This window comes from Plantactinospora sp. GCM10030261, from assembly GCF_042666615.1.
GTDB lineage: Bacteria > Actinomycetota > Actinomycetes > Mycobacteriales > Micromonosporaceae > KBS50.
The window spans coordinates 45074-63699 of the sequence record NZ_JBHTDD010000021.1 but is presented as its reverse complement, the minus strand read 5'-3'; the positions used below and the strand labels follow the sequence as shown (position 1 = coordinate 63699).

21 protein-coding genes are annotated in these 18626 nt (G+C 72.3%); 14 read left to right on the top strand and 7 right to left on the bottom strand.

What is annotated here, in order from left to right; translation table 11 throughout:
- The first annotated feature begins 11 nt into the window (after positions 1-11).
- Entirely contained in the window at positions 12-368 is a 357-nt protein-coding gene (locus ACFQUZ_RS22905; protein WP_377445726.1) for an STAS domain-containing protein, read from the top strand.
- A gap of 66 nt (positions 369-434) precedes the next feature.
- Here the strand turns inward: ACFQUZ_RS22905 and ACFQUZ_RS22900 are convergent, their stop codons facing one another.
- Positions 435-1799 (bottom strand): MFS transporter, encoded by a 1365-nt coding sequence (locus ACFQUZ_RS22900; RefSeq protein WP_377445724.1) that lies wholly within the window; start codon positions 1797-1799, stop codon positions 435-437.
- Positions 1800-1848: 49 nt separating this feature from the next.
- Here ACFQUZ_RS22900 and ACFQUZ_RS22895 point away from each other — a divergent pair, with 49 nt between their 5' ends.
- From ACFQUZ_RS22895 to ACFQUZ_RS22885, 3 genes are all read left to right on the top strand, one after another.
- On the top strand, positions 1849-2541 hold the full coding sequence (locus ACFQUZ_RS22895; RefSeq protein WP_377445722.1) for a FadR/GntR family transcriptional regulator: 693 nt from the start codon (positions 1849-1851) through the stop codon (positions 2539-2541).
- A 38-nt stretch (positions 2542-2579) separates the two neighbouring features.
- Complete coding sequence (gene mscL, locus ACFQUZ_RS22890; protein WP_377445720.1) at positions 2580-3083, top strand: large conductance mechanosensitive channel protein MscL; 504 nt, start codon at positions 2580-2582, stop codon at positions 3081-3083.
- A gap of 294 nt (positions 3084-3377) precedes the next feature.
- Positions 3378-3842 carry a hypothetical protein gene (locus ACFQUZ_RS22885; RefSeq protein ID WP_377445718.1) on the top strand — a complete coding sequence of 155 codons (465 nt, stop codon included), beginning with the start codon at positions 3378-3380 and terminating at the stop codon, positions 3840-3842.
- Between the two features lie 26 nt (positions 3843-3868).
- Here ACFQUZ_RS22885 and ACFQUZ_RS22880 read toward each other — a convergent pair whose 3' ends face one another.
- Entirely contained in the window at positions 3869-4570 is a 702-nt protein-coding gene (locus ACFQUZ_RS22880) for a TetR/AcrR family transcriptional regulator (RefSeq protein WP_377445717.1), read from the bottom strand.
- Positions 4571-4650: 80 nt separating this feature from the next.
- Between ACFQUZ_RS22880 and ACFQUZ_RS22875 the strand changes: the two genes are divergently transcribed.
- From ACFQUZ_RS22875 to ACFQUZ_RS22865, 3 genes are all read left to right on the top strand, one after another.
- Positions 4651-5418, top strand: coding sequence for an SDR family oxidoreductase (locus ACFQUZ_RS22875; protein ID WP_377445716.1), 768 nt, complete (start codon positions 4651-4653; stop codon positions 5416-5418).
- 76 nt (positions 5419-5494) lie between these two features.
- Positions 5495-5734 carry a hypothetical protein gene (locus tag ACFQUZ_RS22870; RefSeq protein ID WP_377445715.1) on the top strand — a complete coding sequence of 80 codons (240 nt, stop codon included), beginning with the start codon at positions 5495-5497 and terminating at the stop codon, positions 5732-5734.
- Positions 5735-5763: 29 nt separating this feature from the next.
- Positions 5764-6144 carry a hypothetical protein gene (locus ACFQUZ_RS22865; RefSeq protein WP_377445714.1) on the top strand — a complete coding sequence of 127 codons (381 nt, stop codon included), beginning with the start codon at positions 5764-5766 and terminating at the stop codon, positions 6142-6144.
- On the opposite strand, the gene ACFQUZ_RS22860 is transcribed toward ACFQUZ_RS22865, so the two are convergent.
- Positions 6057-7256: a LuxR C-terminal-related transcriptional regulator gene (locus ACFQUZ_RS22860; RefSeq protein WP_377445713.1), complete on the bottom strand. Its 1200-nt coding sequence runs from the start codon at positions 7254-7256 to the stop codon at positions 6057-6059. The genes ACFQUZ_RS22865 and ACFQUZ_RS22860 overlap by 88 nt on opposite strands.
- Before the next feature lie 64 nt (positions 7257-7320).
- Here ACFQUZ_RS22860 and ACFQUZ_RS22855 point away from each other — a divergent pair, with 64 nt between their 5' ends.
- From ACFQUZ_RS22855 to ACFQUZ_RS22840, 4 genes are all read left to right on the top strand, one after another.
- Positions 7321-8037, top strand: coding sequence for a PP2C family protein-serine/threonine phosphatase (locus ACFQUZ_RS22855; RefSeq protein ID WP_377445711.1), 717 nt, complete (start codon positions 7321-7323; stop codon positions 8035-8037).
- A 90-nt stretch (positions 8038-8127) separates the two neighbouring features.
- Positions 8128-8466 (top strand): PadR family transcriptional regulator, encoded by a 339-nt coding sequence (locus ACFQUZ_RS22850; RefSeq protein ID WP_377445710.1) that lies wholly within the window; start codon positions 8128-8130, stop codon positions 8464-8466.
- On the top strand, positions 8463-9320 hold the full coding sequence (locus ACFQUZ_RS22845) for an ATP-binding cassette domain-containing protein (protein WP_377445708.1): 858 nt from the start codon (positions 8463-8465) through the stop codon (positions 9318-9320). The genes ACFQUZ_RS22850 and ACFQUZ_RS22845 overlap by 4 nt, the downstream gene beginning before the upstream one ends.
- Positions 9320-10003 (top strand): hypothetical protein, encoded by a 684-nt coding sequence (locus ACFQUZ_RS22840; RefSeq protein WP_377445706.1) that lies wholly within the window; start codon positions 9320-9322, stop codon positions 10001-10003. The genes ACFQUZ_RS22845 and ACFQUZ_RS22840 overlap by 1 nt, the downstream gene beginning before the upstream one ends.
- Before the next feature lie 98 nt (positions 10004-10101).
- Here the strand turns inward: ACFQUZ_RS22840 and ACFQUZ_RS22835 are convergent, their stop codons facing one another.
- From ACFQUZ_RS22835 to ACFQUZ_RS22825, 3 genes are all read right to left on the bottom strand, one after another.
- Positions 10102-11283 (bottom strand): PQQ-binding-like beta-propeller repeat protein, encoded by a 1182-nt coding sequence (locus ACFQUZ_RS22835; protein ID WP_377445705.1) that lies wholly within the window; start codon positions 11281-11283, stop codon positions 10102-10104.
- 120 nt (positions 11284-11403) lie between these two features.
- Positions 11404-12246 (bottom strand): aldo/keto reductase, encoded by an 843-nt coding sequence (locus ACFQUZ_RS22830; protein ID WP_377445703.1) that lies wholly within the window; start codon positions 12244-12246, stop codon positions 11404-11406.
- A gap of 153 nt (positions 12247-12399) precedes the next feature.
- Positions 12400-12711 carry a hypothetical protein gene (locus tag ACFQUZ_RS22825; protein ID WP_377445701.1) on the bottom strand — a complete coding sequence of 104 codons (312 nt, stop codon included), beginning with the start codon at positions 12709-12711 and terminating at the stop codon, positions 12400-12402.
- 97 nt (positions 12712-12808) lie between these two features.
- Between ACFQUZ_RS22825 and ACFQUZ_RS22820 the strand changes: the two genes are divergently transcribed.
- Positions 12809-13609, top strand: a complete 801-nt coding sequence (locus ACFQUZ_RS22820) for an inositol monophosphatase family protein (RefSeq protein WP_377445699.1) — start codon at positions 12809-12811, stop codon at positions 13607-13609.
- Here ACFQUZ_RS22820 and ACFQUZ_RS22815 read toward each other — a convergent pair.
- Positions 13599-14684 (bottom strand): S-(hydroxymethyl)mycothiol dehydrogenase, encoded by a 1086-nt coding sequence (locus ACFQUZ_RS22815; protein ID WP_377445698.1) that lies wholly within the window; start codon positions 14682-14684, stop codon positions 13599-13601. The two genes, ACFQUZ_RS22820 and ACFQUZ_RS22815, sit on opposite strands and share 11 nt — an antisense overlap.
- A gap of 131 nt (positions 14685-14815) precedes the next feature.
- Here ACFQUZ_RS22815 and lon point away from each other — a divergent pair, with 131 nt between their 5' ends.
- A complete protein-coding gene (lon, locus tag ACFQUZ_RS22810) occupies positions 14816-17149 on the top strand; it encodes an endopeptidase La (RefSeq protein ID WP_377445697.1) in 2334 nt (777 codons plus the stop codon).
- A 177-nt stretch (positions 17150-17326) separates the two neighbouring features.
- The gene (locus ACFQUZ_RS22805; RefSeq protein WP_377445695.1) at positions 17327-18610 is read left to right on the top strand and encodes an alpha/beta fold hydrolase; all 1284 of its coding nucleotides are present in this window, start codon (positions 17327-17329) and stop codon (positions 18608-18610) included.
- The last annotated feature ends 16 nt before the right edge of the window (positions 18611-18626 follow it).

Below are 18626 nucleotides of genomic sequence, written 5' to 3'. Positions count from 1 at the left end.
GGAGGTCCCGAATGTCGTTGACGGTGAACACCGAACAGCGTGGCGACGTGGTCGTCGTGTCGGTCGCGGGCGAGCTCGACATGGCCACCGCGCCCCAGTTGCAGGACCAGATCACGGATCTGCTGGAGAAGGGCCGGAGTCGGCTGGTCTTCGACCTGGCCGACGTGTCGTTCTGTGACTCGACCGGGTTGTCGGTGTTTGTCCGGGCGAAGAACAGCTGCGACGAGGCCGGTGGCGTGGTCCGGCTCGCCGCTCCGCAGCGAGGGGTGCTGCGGATCCTTGAGGTGAGCGGTCTGGTCGAGGTGCTCCAGACGTACCCCACGGTCGAGCAGGCGGTGACCGGCGAGCAGAGCCGGGCGTCAAACTGACCGGCACGCGTTGACCGAGGCCAGTCCCGCTACGGGAAGCCGGCAGCGGAGACCCTTCCGCGCCACCTACTCGTCCTCGACGAAACGGGGGCGGGCGATGGCGAATCCCGCGGTGGTCTGCACCGCCAGCGCGCCCAGCAGCAGCGCGATCGGCGCGGTCCAGCCTCCGGTCGCGGAGTAGAGCAGGCCGACGAGCAGCGGCCCGAGCGCCGCCACCAGGTAACCGGTGCTCTGCGCGAAGGCCGACAGGGCAACCGTGCCCGCCGGCGTCCGGGCGCGCAGCCCGATCGTGGCGAGGATCAGCGGAAAGGCCGCCTGGCCGACCGCGAGCAGCGGCACCCAGAGCAGGGCGCCGTCGTGCGGGGCGATGGCCAGTCCGAGGTATGCCACCGCCGACGCCGTGGACAGTGTCGCCACCACCGCGTGCAGCGTGCGAACCCGGGCGACCAGGGTCGCCATGGCCAGCGCCAGCGGTACGCCCATCGCGGTCACGCCGGCGAGCAGCAGGCCGGCCGTCTCCGGCCGGTAGCCGGCGTCCCGGAACAACTGGGCGAGCCAGCCCATGATCGCGTATCCGCTCAGCGACTGCATGCCGAAGTACGCCGCCATCGCCCAGCCCAGCCGGGTTCGTGACGGCCGCACCCGAGCCGCGCTGGGCGACCGGTCCAGCAGCTTCGGCCGGCCGCGCCGCAGCGCCAGCGGGATGAGCGGGAGTACCGCCAGCGCGGCGAGCAGCGCCCAGGCGCCCAGTCCGGCGCGCCAGGAACCGGCGGCGTGCGCGACCGGCACGGCCGCGGCCGCGGCCACCGTGCTGCCGACCGTCAGCGCCATGGTGTACGCCCCGGTCACCAGCCCGGTCCGGTGCGCGAAGTACTGCTTGACCAGCATCGGCAGCAGAATGTTGGCAACCGCGATGCCGGCCAGCGCGAGGGCGCTGGTGGCGAGGAACACCGCGGCCGAGTCCGTGCTGGCCCGCAGCAGTTGACCTGCCGTCAGGGCGACCATCGCCGTCGCCAGGACCCGGGCTGGCGCGTAGCGGCGGACCAACCACGGGGTGAGCGCGCCGAAGCCGGCGAAGGCGATGGTGGGCAGCGTGGTGATCAGTCCGGCAATGGCGCCGGAGAGCTGCAGTCCGGTACGGACCTCGCCGAGGAGAGCCCCGAGGCTGGTGATCGCGGCACGCAGGTTGAGCGCGATGAGCAGCAGCGCCACCAGGGCGAGCAACCCGCCGGCGATCGGCCGACCGGCCGAGTCGACCGCCGGGCCGGCAGGGACGGGCACGGCGCCGGCCGGGACCGATGCGGTGATGGCCGGGGTCGACGGGGAGGTGGCCGGGATCGACGGGGTGCTCGACGCGTCGGCCGGGGCGGGCGACGGGCCGGCGGGCGGCGCGACGGACGGCCCGGCGAGGGTCGCGGATGGCGGTGTCATTGGCTCGACCCTACAATCATGGGATGAATTGGGACGGCGGTTGTAACCGATGACACGGCCCGCTAATTCCACCTCCGCCGCCGGCCGGCAGACCCGGATCCGCCAGACGATTGACCAGCTCAGAGGGCACATCGCGGCCGGCGACTGGCCGCTCGGCAGCAAGATCCCCACGGAGCCGCGGCTGATGGAGGTGCTGGGTGTGGGGCGGAACACGGTTCGCGAGGCGGTCAAGGCGCTGGCCCACGCGGGGGTGCTGGAGTGCCGGCAGGGCTCCGGCACCTACGTCGTCTCCACCGACGAACTGTCCGGCGCCGTGGCCCGCCGGGTCGCCGACGCCCGGTTCACCGAGGCGGTCGAGGTGCGCCGCGCGTTCGAGGTCGAGGCGGCCCGGTTGGCGGCGCTCCGGCGTACCCCCGATGACCTGGCCGCCCTCGACGCCACGCTGGCCGCCCGGGAGGCCGCCTGGGGGTCCGGCCGGCTCGCCGACTTCGTCGCCGCCGACGCCGACCTGCACACCGCGATCGTCGCTGCGGCGCACAACGCCATGCTCGCCGAGTTGTACGCCTCGATCGGGGCGGCCATGCGGGCCACCGTGGCGGAGTCGGTGGGCGGCTCGGACGGCGAGGTGGACCCCGAGCGGTACGTCGACCACGCCCGACTCGTCGCGGCCATCCGGGACCGCGATCCAGCCCGGGCCGCCGACGAGGCCGCCGCGTTCCTGGAGACGCCGCCCGGGGAATAGGGTGTCGCGGCAGTCAACCGGACACATCGGGAGCGTCGATGCTCAAGGGTTTCAAGGATTTCATCATGCGCGGCAACGTCGTCGACCTCGCGGTCGGCGTCGTGATCGGGGCCGCGTTCACCGGGCTGGTGACGGCGTTCACCAGTTCCTTCCTCAAGCCGCTGATCCAGCTGATTGGTGGCGGTGAGGGGATCGCGGCGGGCGCCTGGAAGGTCAAGGACGGTGTCGTCTTCGACTACGCCACCTTCATCAACGCGATAATCACCTTCCTGCTCACCGCGGCCACGCTCTACTTCCTCGTGGTCTTCCCCATGAACAAGCTCGCCGAGCGGCGCCGCCGGGGTGAGGAACCGCCGCCCGCCGCCCCCAGCGAGGAGGTCAAGCTGCTCACCGAGATCCGCGACGCGCTGGTCGCCGCCGGCGCGCACCCGGACCACCGGCACCAGCCGCCGGGCCCGGCCGGCGAGTCCGGCGCCGCCCCGGGTTACCCGGCCCAGCAGCGCGGCGCCCTGGACAACATCCTCGACCGCGACCGCCGCTGACCCCTCCGCGCAAGGAACGGCCCCTTCTTATCGCTTTTCGCATAGGAGGGGGCCCTTTCCAATCCCTGAACTGCGACGCCACCGCGCCCCGGCGCCGCGGGACTCCGTGCCGACTGATGCGCAACCATCGATTAGACGCCTGATCGACAGGGGTGTTGACTTCGATGTCGGGCGATGTATCTGCGGCTTCCCCACTCACACGCGCCGTTGACCATACGAGGCCGATGAAGTCAAGTCTGGAATCGCGATCATGGGTTGAATATGGTCAAGATTCGGGGATGAAAAGGAGTACCCATGTTGGGACCAGGAAAAGTACGGCAGCGCCTTCTGCGGGGCAGGACAGCGATGCGCGCGGCCTTCGTCGCGACGGCTGCGGCTTTGGCGCTCACGGTCACCGCGACGCCCGCTATGGCGGATGTCATCGTCCCGCCCGGAGGAGCCGGACATGTCTGCTCCAACTACGACCGAACAAACCCCGCATTCATCTGGCAATCCTGTGCGTGGGCCGATAACAATGAGGTCTATTTCACCATCCATTATGCGAACAACACGGGCGGCATCCACATCGCCAGACTGAGGCTTGGTTTCATCCAGAATGGCTGGTACTGGAACTGCTTTGATGGGATCTACCTGATCGCCGAGGGATATGGTAACACCAGAACTGCGGACTGTGCGCGGACCAGAATGAGGGCCGCATACCAGGCGACTGGCAGCGTGGATGGCATCACAAAAACCTCGGACACCTTGCAGGTGCAATAAGGGATCAGTATTTTCCCGCCGATCCGTCATCTGTTATCTCGTTGCGTCCGGTCGTCGGCGATGCCGACGACCGGACGCCGGGTATGCCACGTCCGTCCATCGCCTGACGGCGCCCGCCGCCCGCCCGGCCATGCGTCCAACGCCAGCTCCGCCACCGCGGCCAACTCGGCGGCGTCCGCGCCGTCCCGGGCTCGCTGCGACATGCCCTGGATGACCGCGCCGAAGTAGCCGGCCAGCGCCTGCGGGTCCACGTCGGCCGGCAGTTCGCCGGCGCGCTGGGCGGCACGCAACCGGTCGGTGAAGGCGGCCAGGTTCGCGTTGCGCCGGTCCCGCAGATATCCCTGGATCGCGTCATCCTGCCGGGTGACGTTTGTCGCCGCGCTGATGACCAGGCAACCGGCCGGATGCGCCGGGTCCGGATAGCTGCGCGCCGCCTCTCGCAGGATCCGGGCGAAGGCGCCGTAGGCGGTCGGCTCCTCGGCCAACGCGGCACCCATGAACGCGCCCAGCGGCGACCGCCCGTAGGTCTCGACGACTTCTCGGAACAGCGACCGCTTGTCGCCGAACGCCGCGTATAGGCTGGCGGGTCGAATGCCCAGCGCCTCGGTGAGTTCGCCGATCGACGTGGCCTCGTAGCCGCGCTCCCAGAACAGCCGGGTGGCCTGCGCGAGCGCGGCGTCGCGGTCGAAGCCGCGGGGTCGTCCCCGGGGCGCTCCGGTACGAGTCATGCCACCCATTCTATAGCGGCCGTTCAAGAAACCTGCTACTCTCCCTTTCTTGAGTGACCACTCAAGAAAGGGAGAGGACAATGGATCGGCTCATCGACAAGGTCGCGCTGGTCACCGGCGGCAGCCGCGGCATCGGCCGGGCGATCGCGGAGCGGCTCGGCCGGGACGGTGCCGTGGTCGCGGTCGGTTACGCCCAAAACGAGCCCGCCGCGACCGAGGTGGTCCGGCGGATCACCACGGCGGGCGGTCGAGCCTTTCCGGTACGGACCGAACTCGGCACGCACGGCGACGCGGCCGCCCTGTGGGCCGCCTTCGACCAGGGCATCACCGGTTACGCGCCGGATGGCGGGGTCGACATCATCGTCAACAACGCCGCGATCGGACGCAGTTCCAACCTCGAAGCGCTGACCGAGGCGGAGTTCGACCGCGTGTTCGCGGTGAACGTCCGGGCCCCGTTCTTCATCGTCCAGCAGGGTCTGAAGCGGCTGCGCGACAACGGCCGGATCGTCAACGTCTCCAGTGGCGTGGGCCGCATCGCCATGCCCGAGATCAGTGCCTACTGCGCCACCAAGGGCGCTCTCGACAACTTCACCCTGAACCTGGCGAAGGAGCTGGGCCCGCGCGGCATCACCGTGAACTCCGTCGCCCCCGGCATCGTCGACACCGACACCAACGCCGGCTGGCTGCGCGGAAATCCGGAGGCCGAGGCGTACGCCGCGGGACTGGCGGCCCTCGGCCGGATCGGGCGGCCGGAAGACATCGCCGACGTGGTGGCCTTCCTGGTCTCGGACGATGCCCGCTGGGTCACCGGTCGCGTCATCGACGCCACCGGGGGTGCTGCCCTCTGACCAGGAGCCTCCGCCCGACGCCCGCTCGGCGAACCGACACCCATCGTCGTACGTGTGTTCGATAGAGTCTCTCGCCATGGAGCAGCGTAGGCACTGGTGGAACGGCAAGTGGGGACGACTGGCGCGACGAGATGTCTTCCTGCGTGCCGATGCCGATCGGTGGTACGTCGAGCAGCGGGCGGGCGGCGCCGAGGGGATCTCCCGGTTCTTCGAGTACGACAGCGAGGAGGCCGGCTACGACGCCGTCCACGCGTTGCTTGTGGGCCCGGACACCTGGCGGGAGCTGTCTCCCCGGCCACCGGCGGGAGGCGTTTAGCCGTTGCGGCGCTTGGGAATCGGTCCGGTATGCAGCCAGACGTCCCAACCACCGCACACCCGATCGCTCAGGTCAACACGGGGATGATGGTGATCGACGCGACCGGCGCCGAGGTCGGTCGGGTCATCGAGGTCCGGACCGGCGACCCGAACGCGGTCACCGTCCAGGAGCCACCCACGGGTGACGGGGTGCTCGGCGACGCTGTTCCGCACACCGGCACGGGCAACGGCGACGAGCCGGACGTGCCGGCCGACCTCGCCGCGCGCCTGCTGCGCGAGGGGTACGTGAAGGTCGACGCCCCGGAGTTGCTGGCCGACGACGTCTACGTGGCCGCCGGCCAGATCGAGCGGGTCGCCGAAGACGTGGTGGTGCTCGGCGTTTCCGGCGACCAACTCGCCCGGGAGTCCTGACCCCGGCTCGGATCGGCCGGGGCGGGCACCGGCGCGAGCGGTTGGTGCCGGAGCGCCCACAGCGCCGCCTCGGTGCGGGACGCGGTGCCGGTCTTGCGGAGCAGGTTGGAGACGTGCACGGTGACCGTCCGCACCGAGATGCCGAGCGCGCGGGCGATCTGCTTGTTCGACATGCCGGCGGCCAGGTGCGACAGCACCTCCATCTCGCGGGCGGTCAGGTCGGCGGAGGCGACCACCGGCGACGGGGGCGGGTCGGCGCGCACCTCGGGCAACCGCAGGTAAGCCGGGAGCTGGCTGGCCAGCAACGCCTTCGGGCTGCCGGCGCCGGCGGTGGCCAGCAACTCGGTCAGCCAGTACGGATTACCGCCGGTGCGCCGCCAGACCGCCCGGGCCACCTCGTCGGGAACCGGCCCCGCCCCGTCGTCCGGGACCGGCCGCGCCTCGTCGTCGGCGACGGGCCGGTCGGCGTACACCTGGTTGAGGATCTCGGCCACCTCGTCCGGCGTGAGTGGCCCGAGATGCTGGCGGACCGCACCCGGCGCGCCGGTCAACCGGGCCAGTGTGCGCGCCGCCAGGCCGGGATTCACGGCGACCTCGGGCGGGCGGCTCACCACCACCAGCAGGGCTGGCAGGTCGGGCACCGCGGCCAGTTCGCCGATCAGGTTGAGGCTGGCCGGGTCGAGCGCGTGCAGGTCCTCAACGACAAGCACCGCGGGCCCGGCACCCACCAGCGCCCGTACCGCGCGCACCGCCAACCGGAGCAGCGCCGCGGGCGCGTACCGCTCCCGGGACTCGCCGGGCTGCTGGGCGAGCCAGGCCAGCGCGTCGGCCGGCACCGGCAACTCGTCGGGGTTGTCGCGGCCGCTGAGCGTCGCCGCCAACCAGTCATACGGCGCGGGGGTGTGCAGCCGCGCGGCGCCGGCCAGCACCGTCGACGGCGGCGGGGTGAAGCTGTCGAGAGCGGCCGACACCAGCAGGCTCTTGCCCACGCCCGCCGCCCCGGTGAGCACGACCGGCTGCGCGGTGGTCCGGGTCCGGGCCGCGACCACCGACCACGCCCGGGCGAGCTCGGCCAGCTCACCCGACCGTCCCACCATGGCCAACGGCATCATCCATCCCAGCCTACGCAGTAGTTCGTAGAGACAACCGGGCCCCTTCCTTGGCAAGCTTGCGGACATGACCCTGATCATGCGTACGGCCGATGCCAGCGATCCAGGTCTGGTCCGGTCCAACAACGAGGACGCGGCGTACGCCGGCGACCGGTTGGTGGTGGTGGCTGACGGGATCGGTGGCCAGCCGGCCGGCGAGGTGGCCAGCGAGTTCGTGATCCGTGCCCTGCGGCCGCTGGACGGTGCGCCGGTCGTTGACCCGACGACCGATCTGGCGGCGGCCGTCGAGGAGGCCAACCGGCTGATCCGGGAGGCGGGTGGCGCCGATCCGGCGAGCACCGGCATGGGCACGACGGTGACCGCGGTGCTGCTCCACGACGACCGTCTCGCCCTGGCCCACATCGGTGACTCGCGCTGCTATCTGCTGCGCGACGGCCGGCTGCACCAGCTCACCCGGGACGACACCCTGGTCCAGGGCCTGGTCGACGAGGGGGTGCTGACGCCGGAGGAGGCGCGGCGGCATCCGCAGCGGTCGGTGGTGACCCGGGCGGTGCAGGGTGGCGACCTGATGCCGGCGGTGGGAACGGTGGCCGCCGAGCCGGGTGACCGGTTGCTGCTGTGCAGCGACGGGCTCTCCGACGTGGTCGACGACGCCGCCATCGGGCAGGCGCTGATCGCCTACCCGGACCGGCAGCACTGCGTCGAGCAACTGATCAAGCTCGCCCACCAGGCCGGCGCCCCGGACAACGTGACGGCGATCGTCGCCGACTTCAGCCGCGCCTGATCCGCGGGGTCGACTGCGACGCGCCGGTAAACGGGCGCGTCGCCGCACTAGCTGGTTGTGCAATCTAGATTGCTCCGCTACCTTTTCCGGGTGGATCCGGAACGGCGCAGCCAGTGGCTTCGCGGGGTGCTCGACCTCTGCGTTCTCGCCCTGCTGGATGCCGGGGACTCGTACGGTTACCAACTGTCCCAGGCGCTGGAGTCGGCCGGTGTCGGGCAGGTGCAGGGCGGCACGCTCTATCCGGTGCTGCTGCGCCTGCAACGCACCGGCCTCGTCGAGGCGTACTGGCGCGAGGGCACCGCGGGTCCGGCGCGCAAGTACTACCGGATCACCGACGCCGGACGGGCCGCGGTCACCGCCGGGGCCCGGGACTGGCAGGTCTTCACCGGCCCGGTGGAGACCCTGTTGCGAGAGGCGGTCAACCGGTGAACGACGACCAGTGGCTCGGGGCCTTCGCCGCCGAGCTGCACCGACGCGGGATCGGGCCGGACGTCGTCCGGCAGATCGTCGCGGAGGCCGGCGCGCACCTGCGGGACAGCGGGCACCACCCGGCCACCGCGTTCGGCCGACCCGACGGGTACGCCGACCGGATCGTGGACAGCCTCCGGGCCGATGCTCGGCCGCGACCGACCGCGGCGCCGGCGGCGAGGTCCGCGCCGCGCACCCAGCCCGGGCCGGTGCGGCTCGCGGCGCGCGGCATCCGCAAGCGGTACGGGCGCCGCGAGGTGCTGCGCGGGGTGGACCTGACGGTACGGGCCGGCGAGATCGTGGCGGTGGTCGGCGCGAACGGCTGCGGCAAGAGCACCCTGCTGCGGATCTGCGCCGGCCTGATGTCGCCGGACGACGGCGAGGTCACCGTGTCCGGGCGGTTGGCCTTCTGCCCCCAGCAGGGCGGGACCGCCGACTTCCTGCTCCCGGACGAGCATTTCATCCTGGTCGGGGCGGGCCATGGTCTGGATCGGCAACGGTCCCGGCGGTTGGGCCGCGCGGCGGCGGCCCGGCTCGACTGGGAGGTGCCGCGCGACGTCACCGCCCGGCACCTGTCCGGCGGCACCCGGCAGAAGCTCAACCTCACCATGTCCACCCTCGGTGGGCCGGAGGTGCTGCTGCTGGACGAGCCGTACCAGGGCTTCGACCGGGGGGCGTACCTGGACCTGTGGGAGGACCTGGGCCGGCTACGCGCCGATGGGACGGCCATCGTGGTGGTCACCCACCTGCTCACCGAGCTGGACCGGGTGGACGCGGTGCTGGATCTGACCGGCGTGCCGGCGGGGGTGGCCTGATGGGCAAGTCGTTGACCGTCGCCGAGATGACGGTGCGCCAACTGGTGCGGCGACGCGGTGTGCTGCTGCTGTTGCTGCTCCTGCCGTTGGGGTTCTACGTCATGCGTCGGGACGACTCGATCGGCCAGTCGGTCCGTTCCCTGCTGCTCGGCATCGGCTGGGCGGTAAGCGTGGCGGCGCTGTTCGCCACCACCTCGGCGCGGGAGATGGAGACCCGGCTGCGCCTGGGCGGCTACCGCACCCACCACCTCTACGGCGGCCGGATGCTCGGCATCTGGCTGCTCGGGCTCCCGCTCGCGGTGCCGTTCCTCATCCTCCTCGCGGTCGACATGCCGACCCTGCGACTCGGCGCGACGGCGCTCGCATTGCTGACCTGTGTCCTGGTCGCGGCGCCCCTCGGCATGCTGATCGGCGCGCTGCTCTCCCGCGAGATGGAGGGCACCCTGCTGCTGCTGACCATCGTGGGGGTGCAGATGACCATGGACCCGGCGGACAGCGCCGCCAGGATCGCACCGTTCTGGGCCAGCCGGGAGATCACCACGTACGCCGTCGACCACACCGACACCGGTTACCTCACCCGCGGTCTGCTGCACGGTGCGCTCTTCACCGTCGCCCTGGTGCTGCTGGTGGCGCTCATCAGCGGAATCCGGTTGCGCACCCGGCGGCACGTCCGGTTCGGCTGATCCGACCCCGCCCCGTTGATCAAGAGCCGTGCGTCACCGGAAGCGGTTACCGGTGACGCACGGCTCTTGATCAACAACGCTGGAGCATCGGCCAAGCCTCACGGCCGGCCGATGCGCCACACCCCGAGGTGGTCGTCCCCGGTGCGGCAGACCAGCAGCGGCTGGTGGGCACGACAGTCGACGGCAGCCGGCGGCAGGACGCCCACCACCCGTCCCCCCCGATCGTCGAGCACCCCGACCAGGAGGCGCCGCTGCTCGGCGTCCGGACGGGTGGCGATCTCGCCACCGCCGCGGCGGGAAACGGTCCGCCACCCGGTGGCCGCCACCTGCCACCTGGTGACCCCGGTGGACGGGTCGACCGCGCGGATCCCCACGCCGCTCAGCAGGCAGGCCAGCCGGCCGCAGGACCGCACGTCCCCGAGACCGTCGTCCGCCGGCGCAGACCACGTGCGGCGCAGCCCCGGCAACTCGTACGAGCTGACCGTCGGCACCCCATCCACCCGGTGGCGCAGGATGAGCCGGTCGCCCACGACCGCCGGGTTGTCCGGCGCGTAGTCGGTCGGGGGCAACCGGACCGACCCGACCGCGGCGCCGGTGCCCGCGTCGAGCACCTGGGCCTCGCCGGTGTCGTGCACCACGAGCACGCCGGGCGCACCGGACACGACCGGCGCCACGACGGCGGTCCCGGTCACGGTGATGTCCCATCGCGGTGACCCGGTGGCGAGGTCCACGGCGATGACCGGCCCCTCCACCCGTCGGGCCGGCCCCGCCACGCTGCGCACCTCGTTGACCGCGAACCCGGTTGCCAGATCCGTGGAGGTCAGCACCCGACCCGGCCGGGACCAGCGGAGAACGCCGGACGCGGCGGAGCGGGCCACGGTACGCAGCCGCTGCCCGTACGACCCGAACTCGGTCAGCAGGACCAGATCGCCGGCGCGGATGGCGGTGAAGGCCATGACACCGGACATCGGCACCCGCCACCGTGGCCGACCGCCCGGCACGGCGTACCCGGTGAGGGTGGCCGCCGTCCCGTCCGGCTCGCTGACCAGCAGCAGGTCGGAGGTGATCGCGAAGGTGCCCCCGACTGCGATCGGCACTGTGCCGGACGGGCGCACCCCGGTCGTCTCGGGGCCGCTGGGGGCAGCGCCGGCCACCAGCAGCAGGACCAGGAGCAGCAGGGCGCCGATCCGTGGACGCCGATCCAGGCCGGTCCGCCCGGGTCGCTCCCGATCGAGGTCGGGCTCGCGGAGGTCGGTGGTCTCGCCGAGGTCGATGAGCATTCCGCCCGCCTCCGATCGGCTCCGGCGAACGCCGCGCCAGCGGTCGTTCCTCACTGTAGTTCGGCACGCCACCCGTCGCAGTTCGGGCCGGGGCCGGCCGGCTCGGATCGAGACCCCAGCTCAGATCATTTCCAGTGGGCGCGACGCCGTCGGCGCCGGGAAGGCCCTGTCGAGTTCGGCGAGATCCTGCTCGGTGAGGGCGAGATCGAGCGCGGCAGCGTTCTGGCGGACGTGTGCCGGATCCGTGGAGCGAGGGATGGCCGCGACGCCCTCCTGCCGCAGCACCCAGGCCAGCGCCACCTGCGCCGGTGACACACCGTGCCGGGCCGCGACCGCGAGCACCGGCGGATGGTCGAGCAGGCGCCCCTGCTCGATCGGGGAGTAGGCGAGCACCGGGATGCCGCGCTCGCGGTGCCACGGCAGCAACTCGTACTCCGCGCCCCGGCGGCCGAGGTTGTAAAGGATCTGGTTGGTGGCGCAGGCTTCACCCCCGACCGCCATCAGCTCCGTCATGTCGGCGAGGTCGAAGTTGCTCACTCCCCAGTGGAGGATCTTGCCGGCCGCCACCAGGTCGGTGAATGCCTCCACCGTCTCGGCGAGCGGGTGGCGACCACGCCAGTGCAGCAGATAGAGGTCGATGCGATCGGTGCCCAGCCGGCGCAGACTCCGGTCGCACGCCCGTACGACGCCCTGCCGGCTGGCGTTGGACGGCATCACCTTGTCGACCAGGACGACCTCGTCGCGGTGGTCGCCGATCGCCTCGGCGACCAGTTCCTCGGCGGCACCGTCGCCGTACATCTCGGCGGTGTCGATCATCGCGAGGCCGAGGTCCAGGCCCAGCCGGAGCGCGGCGATTTCCGCGGACCGAGCCGCCGGGTCCTCCCCCAGATACCAGGTCCCCTGGCCGAGCGCCGGCATCCGCTGCCGGGACGGCAGCTCGACCGCCCGTATCGCCACCGTCATGACAACCCCTCTCCCACCCTCGAACCGGCTGAGGCGTCCGGACCGGCGGGCCCCGCGCCCGGACCGGCGGGCCCCGCGCCCGGACCGGCGGGCCCCGCGCCCGGACCGGCGGGCCCGGCTACCCGCGCCGTGACCGGCCAAACCATCGTCGCCTCACAACCCGAACACGTCGCGGGAGACGGCGTCGCGAGCACCATCGACGAAGCCGGCGAAGCCAGGCTCGTGCTTCATCGCCGGCACGCTCTCCACCAGCCGGCCGGTGGCGTCCGACACCGCCTCCACCAGCGGCGGATAGCTGAGTTCGACCCCGTCGAGGTCGTCGTCGTCCGCCGCGGCGAGGTTCACCACCTGTTGCAGGTCCTCGGACGGCGTCTCCGGGTCCCGCGCCCACGCCTGCCCGATGCCGTAGCTCTCGTCGTAGACCGCGGACTGCTCCTCGGTCCAGTCGCTGTGGTAGGTCTTCACGCCGCGCCTCCTCGTCCCCACCTGGTCCGAGCATGCCCGGACCGCCGGACCTCCGGGTCGAGACCGGGAAACGCGTACCCGGATTACCATTCCGATCATGGAAGACGACCCTTCGCTCGGCCGACGAGCGGCGCTGGCCGGCGCGACTGTCGGCATGGCCCACTTCGCGGCACTGGCCCGGCTGCGCCACGAGACGAAGCCGGACGGAAGCGTGGTCACCGAGGCCGACCGGGCTGTGGAGTCGGCCATTCGGGCGGTGCTCGGCGAGGCCCGTCCGGAGGACGCGATCCTGGGCGAGGAGACCGGGCAGACCGGAACCGCGAACCGACGCTGGATCATCGACCCGATCGACGGCACCGCGCTGTTCGTCACCGGCGACGACCGCTGGTTGGTGCTGCTCGCCCTGGAATCGGCCGGCGATATCACCGTGGGTGTGGCGGTCGTCCCGGCGCGGCGGGAGATCTGGTGGGCGGAGCGCGGCGGTGGCGCATATCGCGCCGAGTTCGACGGTCCGGCGATCGGCCGGCCACACCGGCTGGCGCTCCCCGCCGACCCGACGACCACGCTCGCCGGCAGCAGGTTCGGCGTGGTGCCCAGCGAGCCGCACCTCACCCCGGCCGACCGGGAACTGATCGCCCCGCTGACCGCGGTGCTGCGGCCGACGCCATGGCGCACCCACGCCGCGCTGCTGGTGGCGGCCGGTGATCTGGACCTGGCCGTGCAGACCCGGGGTCAGCTCTGGGACTTCGCCGCCACCTCCCTGATCGTCACCGAGGCCGGCGGGCGGGTCACCGGACTTGATGGTCGACCCGCGCCGGCACCGGGTCCAACCCTGTTCACCCGCGACCCGGCCCTGCACGACGCGGCGCTGCGGACAGCGGGAGTGCTCAGAAGATGACCACCGACCGGAGGACGTCGCCGGAACGCATCCGGGCGAACGCCTCCTCGACATCGGTCAGCCCGATTTCCTCGGTGACGAAGGCATCCAGGTCGAGCCGGCCCTGCCGGTACAGCTCGGTAAGCATCGGGAAGTCGCGACCCGGCAGGCAGTCGCCGTACCAGCTCGACTTCAGCGAGCCGCCGCGGCTGAACACGTCGAGCAGGGGCAGCTCGATCCGCATCTGCGGGGTGGGCACGCCCACCAGGACAACCGTGCCGGCCAGGTCCCGGGCGTAGAACGCCTGCCGCCAGGTCTCCGGGCGTCCCACGGCGTCGATGACCACGTCGGCGCCGAAGCCGCCGGTCGCCTCCTGGATCGCCGCGACCGGGTCCGTGCTGGACGCGTCGACCGTGTGGGTGGCACCGAAGCCTCGGGCCCATTCCAACTTCCGGGGGTCCGTGTCCACCGCGATGATGGTGGTGGCGCCGGCCAGCGCGGCGCCGGCGATCGCGCCGTCGCCCACGCCGCCGCAGCCGATGACGGCAACCGAGTCGCCCTGGGTCACTCCACCGGTGTTCATGGCGGCGCCCAGACCGGCCATCACGCCGCAGCCGAGCAGCCCCACGGCGGCCGGCCGGGCCGCCGGATCCACCGGGGTGCACTGGCCGGCGTGCACCAGGGTCTTGTCGGCGAAAGCACCGATCCCCAGGGCCGGGCTCAGCTCCGTGCCGTCGGCGAGGGTCATCCGTTGGGCCGCGTTGTGGGTGTTGAAGCAGTACCACGGCCGACCGCGCCGACAGGCCCGGCAGGTGCCGCAGACGGCACGCCAGTTGAGCACCACGAAGTCGCCCGGCGCGACGTTGTCCACACCGGCCCCGACGCGCTCCACCACGCCGGCCGCCTCGTGGCCGAGCAGGAACGGGTAGTCGTCGGCGATGCCACCCTCCCGGTAGTGCAGGTCGGTGTGACAGACCCCACACGCCCGCACCCGCACCACCGCCTCGCCCGGCCCCGGATCGGGGACCAGGATCGGGACCACCTCGACCGGTGCGCCCTTGGCGCGGGAGATGACACCCCGGACTTCCTCGCTCATGGTTCCTCCCCGGCTTTATCCGCGAAGGTACCGGGTGTGTCGTGGATCACTCTAGGCTCACCATGGGGAACAGGGGTGCTCTTTTGTTACTTGAGCCTTTCACGCTCAACTAACTGAATCGCAGGTGTGTGATGGCAACTCTTCCCGTTCTGCCACTGACCGACGCCGTCCTGCTGCCCGGGATGGTCGTCCCGGTGACCCTCGACCCGACCACGCAGGCCGCCGTCGACGCGGCCCGCGCCACCGGCGACCGGAAGGTCCTGGCCGTTCCCCGGGTCGACGGCGAGTACGGCTCGGTGGGCGTGATCGCCCAGATCGACAAGGTCGGCCGGCTGACCAGCGGGGAACCGGCCGCCGTGGTGCGCGGCCTCACCCGGGCCCGGATCGGTGCCGGCGTACCCGGCCCCGGCGCCGCCCTCTGGGTGGAGGCCAGCGTCATCGACGAGCCGGCCCCGGCCGGCAAGGCCAAGGAACTCGCCCGGGAATACCGGGCCCTGATGACCTCGGTGCTCTCCGATCGGGGCGCCTGGCAGGTCATCGACGCCATGGAGCGGATGACCGACCTCGGTGAGCTGGCCGACTCGGCCGGCTACGCACCCTGGCTCAGCCTGTCGCAGAAGGTGGAGCTGCTCGCCGCGCCGGACGTCACGGCCCGGCTGGAACTGCTTGTCGGCTGGGTGAAGGAGCACCTCGCCGAGCAGGAGGTGAACGAGCAGATCAACAGCGACGTCCGGGAAGGGCTGGAGAAGTCCCAGCGGGAGTTCCTGCTCCGCCAGCAGCTCGCCGCCATCCGTAAGGAACTCGGCGAGGACGAGCCGGACGGATCGGCCGACTACCGGTCCCGGATCGAGTCCGCCGAGCTGCCGGAGAAGGTACGCGAGGCGGCGCTGCGCGAGGTGGGCAAGCTGGAACGCGCCAGCGACCAGTCCCCCGAGTCGAGCTGGATCCGGACCTGGCTGGACACCGTCCTGGAGATGCCGTGGTCAACGCGTACCGAGGACAACACCGACCTGGCCGCGGCGCGTGCGGTGCTGGACACCGACCACGCCGGGCTGGCCGACGTGAAGGACCGGATCCTGGAATACCTCGCGGTGCGCAACCGGCGGGCGGAGCGCAACCTCGGCGTCGTCGGCGGGCGCGGCTCCGGCGCCGTGCTCGCGCTTGCCGGCCCGCCCGGGGTCGGCAAGACCAGCCTCGGCGAGTCGGTCGCCCGGGCGCTGGGCCGCAGGTTCGTCCGGGTCTCGCTCGGCGGGATCCGGGACGAGGCCGAGATCCGGGGTCACCGGCGGACCTACGTCGGCGCGCTGCCCGGCCGGATCGTGCGGGCGCTGCGCGAGGCCGGCTCGATGAACCCGGTGGTGTTGCTGGACGAGGTCGACAAGGTCTCCGCGGGGTACGCCGGTGACCCGGCCGCCGCCCTGCTGGAGGTGCTCGACCCGGCGCAGAACCACACCTTCCGGGACCACTACCTGGAGGTCGACCTCGACCTGTCCGACGTGCTGTTCCTGGCCACCGCGAACGTGGTGGAGAGCATCCCCGGGCCGCTGCTGGACCGGATGGAACTGGTCACCCTGGACGGCTACACCGAGGACGAGAAGGTGGCCATCGCCCGGGACCACCTGCTGCCCCGCCAGCTCGAACGGGCCGGCTTAACCGCCGACGAGGCGACCATCTCGGACGAGGCGCTGCACCGGGTCGCCGGTGAGCACACCCGGGAGGCGGGCGTCCGGCAACTGGAACGCGCACTGGCCAGGATCCTGCGCAAGGTCGCGGTCGCGCTGGCGTCCGACCCGGCGCCGGTCCGGGTCGACGCGTCCGACCTGGCCCGCTACCTGGGCCGGCCGAAGTTCACCCCGGAGTCGGCGGAACGCACGGCCGTGCCGGGCGTCGCGACCGGTCTCGCGGTGACCGGTGCCGGCGGCGACGTGCTGTTCATCGAGGCCACCTCGATGGATGGCGAGCCGGGACTGACGCTGACCGGCCAGCTCGGCGAGGTGATGAAGGAGTCGGCGCACATCGCCCTGTCCTACCTGCGCTCGAACGGGCGGCGGTTGGGGTTGGACCCCAACGCGCTCGCCGGGCGGCGGATCCACCTGCATGTCCCGGCCGGTGCGGTGCCCAAGGACGGGCCGAGCGCGGGCATCACCATGGTCACCGCGCTGGCCTCGCTGGCCAGCGGGCGGCCGGTACGCCCCGAATTCGGGATGACCGGCGAGGTGACCCTCTCCGGTCGGGTCCTGCCGATCGGTGGCGTCAAGCAGAAGCTGCTGGCCGCGCACCGGGCCGGGCGCACCGAGGTGATTATCCCGGCGCGCAACGAGCCGGACCTGGACGACCTGCCGGCGGAGGTGCGGTCGGCGTTGACCGTCCACACCCTGGCGGACGTGTCCGACGTGCTGGCCCTGGCGCTGCGGCCGGCCGACGTACCGGCGCCCCTCGACGGTCCGGCGCTCACCGCCGCCTGATTGGCGGGGGAAGGTCCCTTGTTGACGCCCAGGCGTCAACAAGGGACCCACGCGCCGTCCGCGCTCAGCGGTCCAGGGCCTGCCCTCCTCTCGTCGGGCGGGCATCCCACGCCAGGGGGAGCTGGCGGCTCCCCCTGGGGGGACGACACCCGGACGGCCGCGGGCGATCATGGGGCGATGACGCGAACCAGGGGGAACAACCGGTGGCCGGCCCGACTCGGCAGGGCGACCGGCGTCGCCCTGCTGGCCGGCCTGTCGATCCTCATCGCGCTGGCTGGGACCGCGGTGGCCACCCTGGTGACCGACGTGCCGGCGGTGTTCCTGGCCGTCGGCGTGCTCACTGGTCTCGGGACCTGGCTCACCGGTGTCCGGGTCGGGCGGTGGCGACCGATGCGGCACCGGACCGCCGCGCTGGCAGGCGGGGTGGGGACCGTGGTCCTGCTGGGTGCCGTCCTGGTCCCGCTCGGCGACCCGGTACGCGTGCCGGCCCCGCCACCCGGCGCGGGCACCTGGACGCTTCCGGACGGCGGGCGGCTCGCGTACGGGATGGTGCCGGCGCCGGCGGACCGCCGCTCGGGTGCCCCGGTCGTCGTCCTGCACGGCGGACCCGGGGTGCCGGACCTGGCCGGCATGCTCACCACGCTGGGTGCCCTCGCCGTGGACGGGCGTGACGTGTGGGCGTACGCGCAACGCGGCAGCGGCGGGTCAAGCCGGCTGGCCGATCCGGGGGGCTACACCGTCGACCTGGCCGTGGCCGACCTGGAGGAGGTACGCCGCCGGATCGGCGCGGACCGGATGGTGCTGCTCGGTCATTCGTACGGCGGCTTTCTCGCGGCGGCGTACGCCGCGGCGCATCCGCGGCGGGTCGAGCGGCTGGTCCTGTCCTCCCCGGGTGACCTGGCCAAGGACGGGGTGGGTGGCATGCCGCAGCGCCGGCTGGAGGCGGTGGACCGGTGGCGGCTGTACCGCCTGCTCGCGCCGCCACGGGCGCTGCTGGCATACACGCTGTTGCAGGTGAGCCCGGCGGCGGCACACGCCTTCGCCGGTGATCGGGAGTTGGACGCCCGGCAGGACCGGGTTTACGCGGCGACCCGCTCGGCGCTGCACTGCGCCGACGAACCGCCGCCACCGCCGCTGTACGGCAACGGGTTCTTCGCCAACCAGGTCCCCCAGTCGGCCAGCCGACCGCCGGTCCCGGACGTGGCCGGCCGGCTGCGTGGCCTGCCGCTGCCCACCCTGGTCGTCAAGGGCCGGTGTGACTACCTGGACTGGGCCTCCGCCACCGGTTACCTGGACGTACTGCCGGACAGCCGGCTCGCCTACCTGCCCGAAGCCGGCCACGACGCCTGGTCGGACGACCCGGACGGTTTCCGGGCGGTGGTCCGGGCCTTCCTGACCGGTGACGAGATTCCCGGCCTGCTCCCCGATCCGCACCGGCCACCCGCCGACTACCAGGGCTGAGCAAACGGCGGCCGGC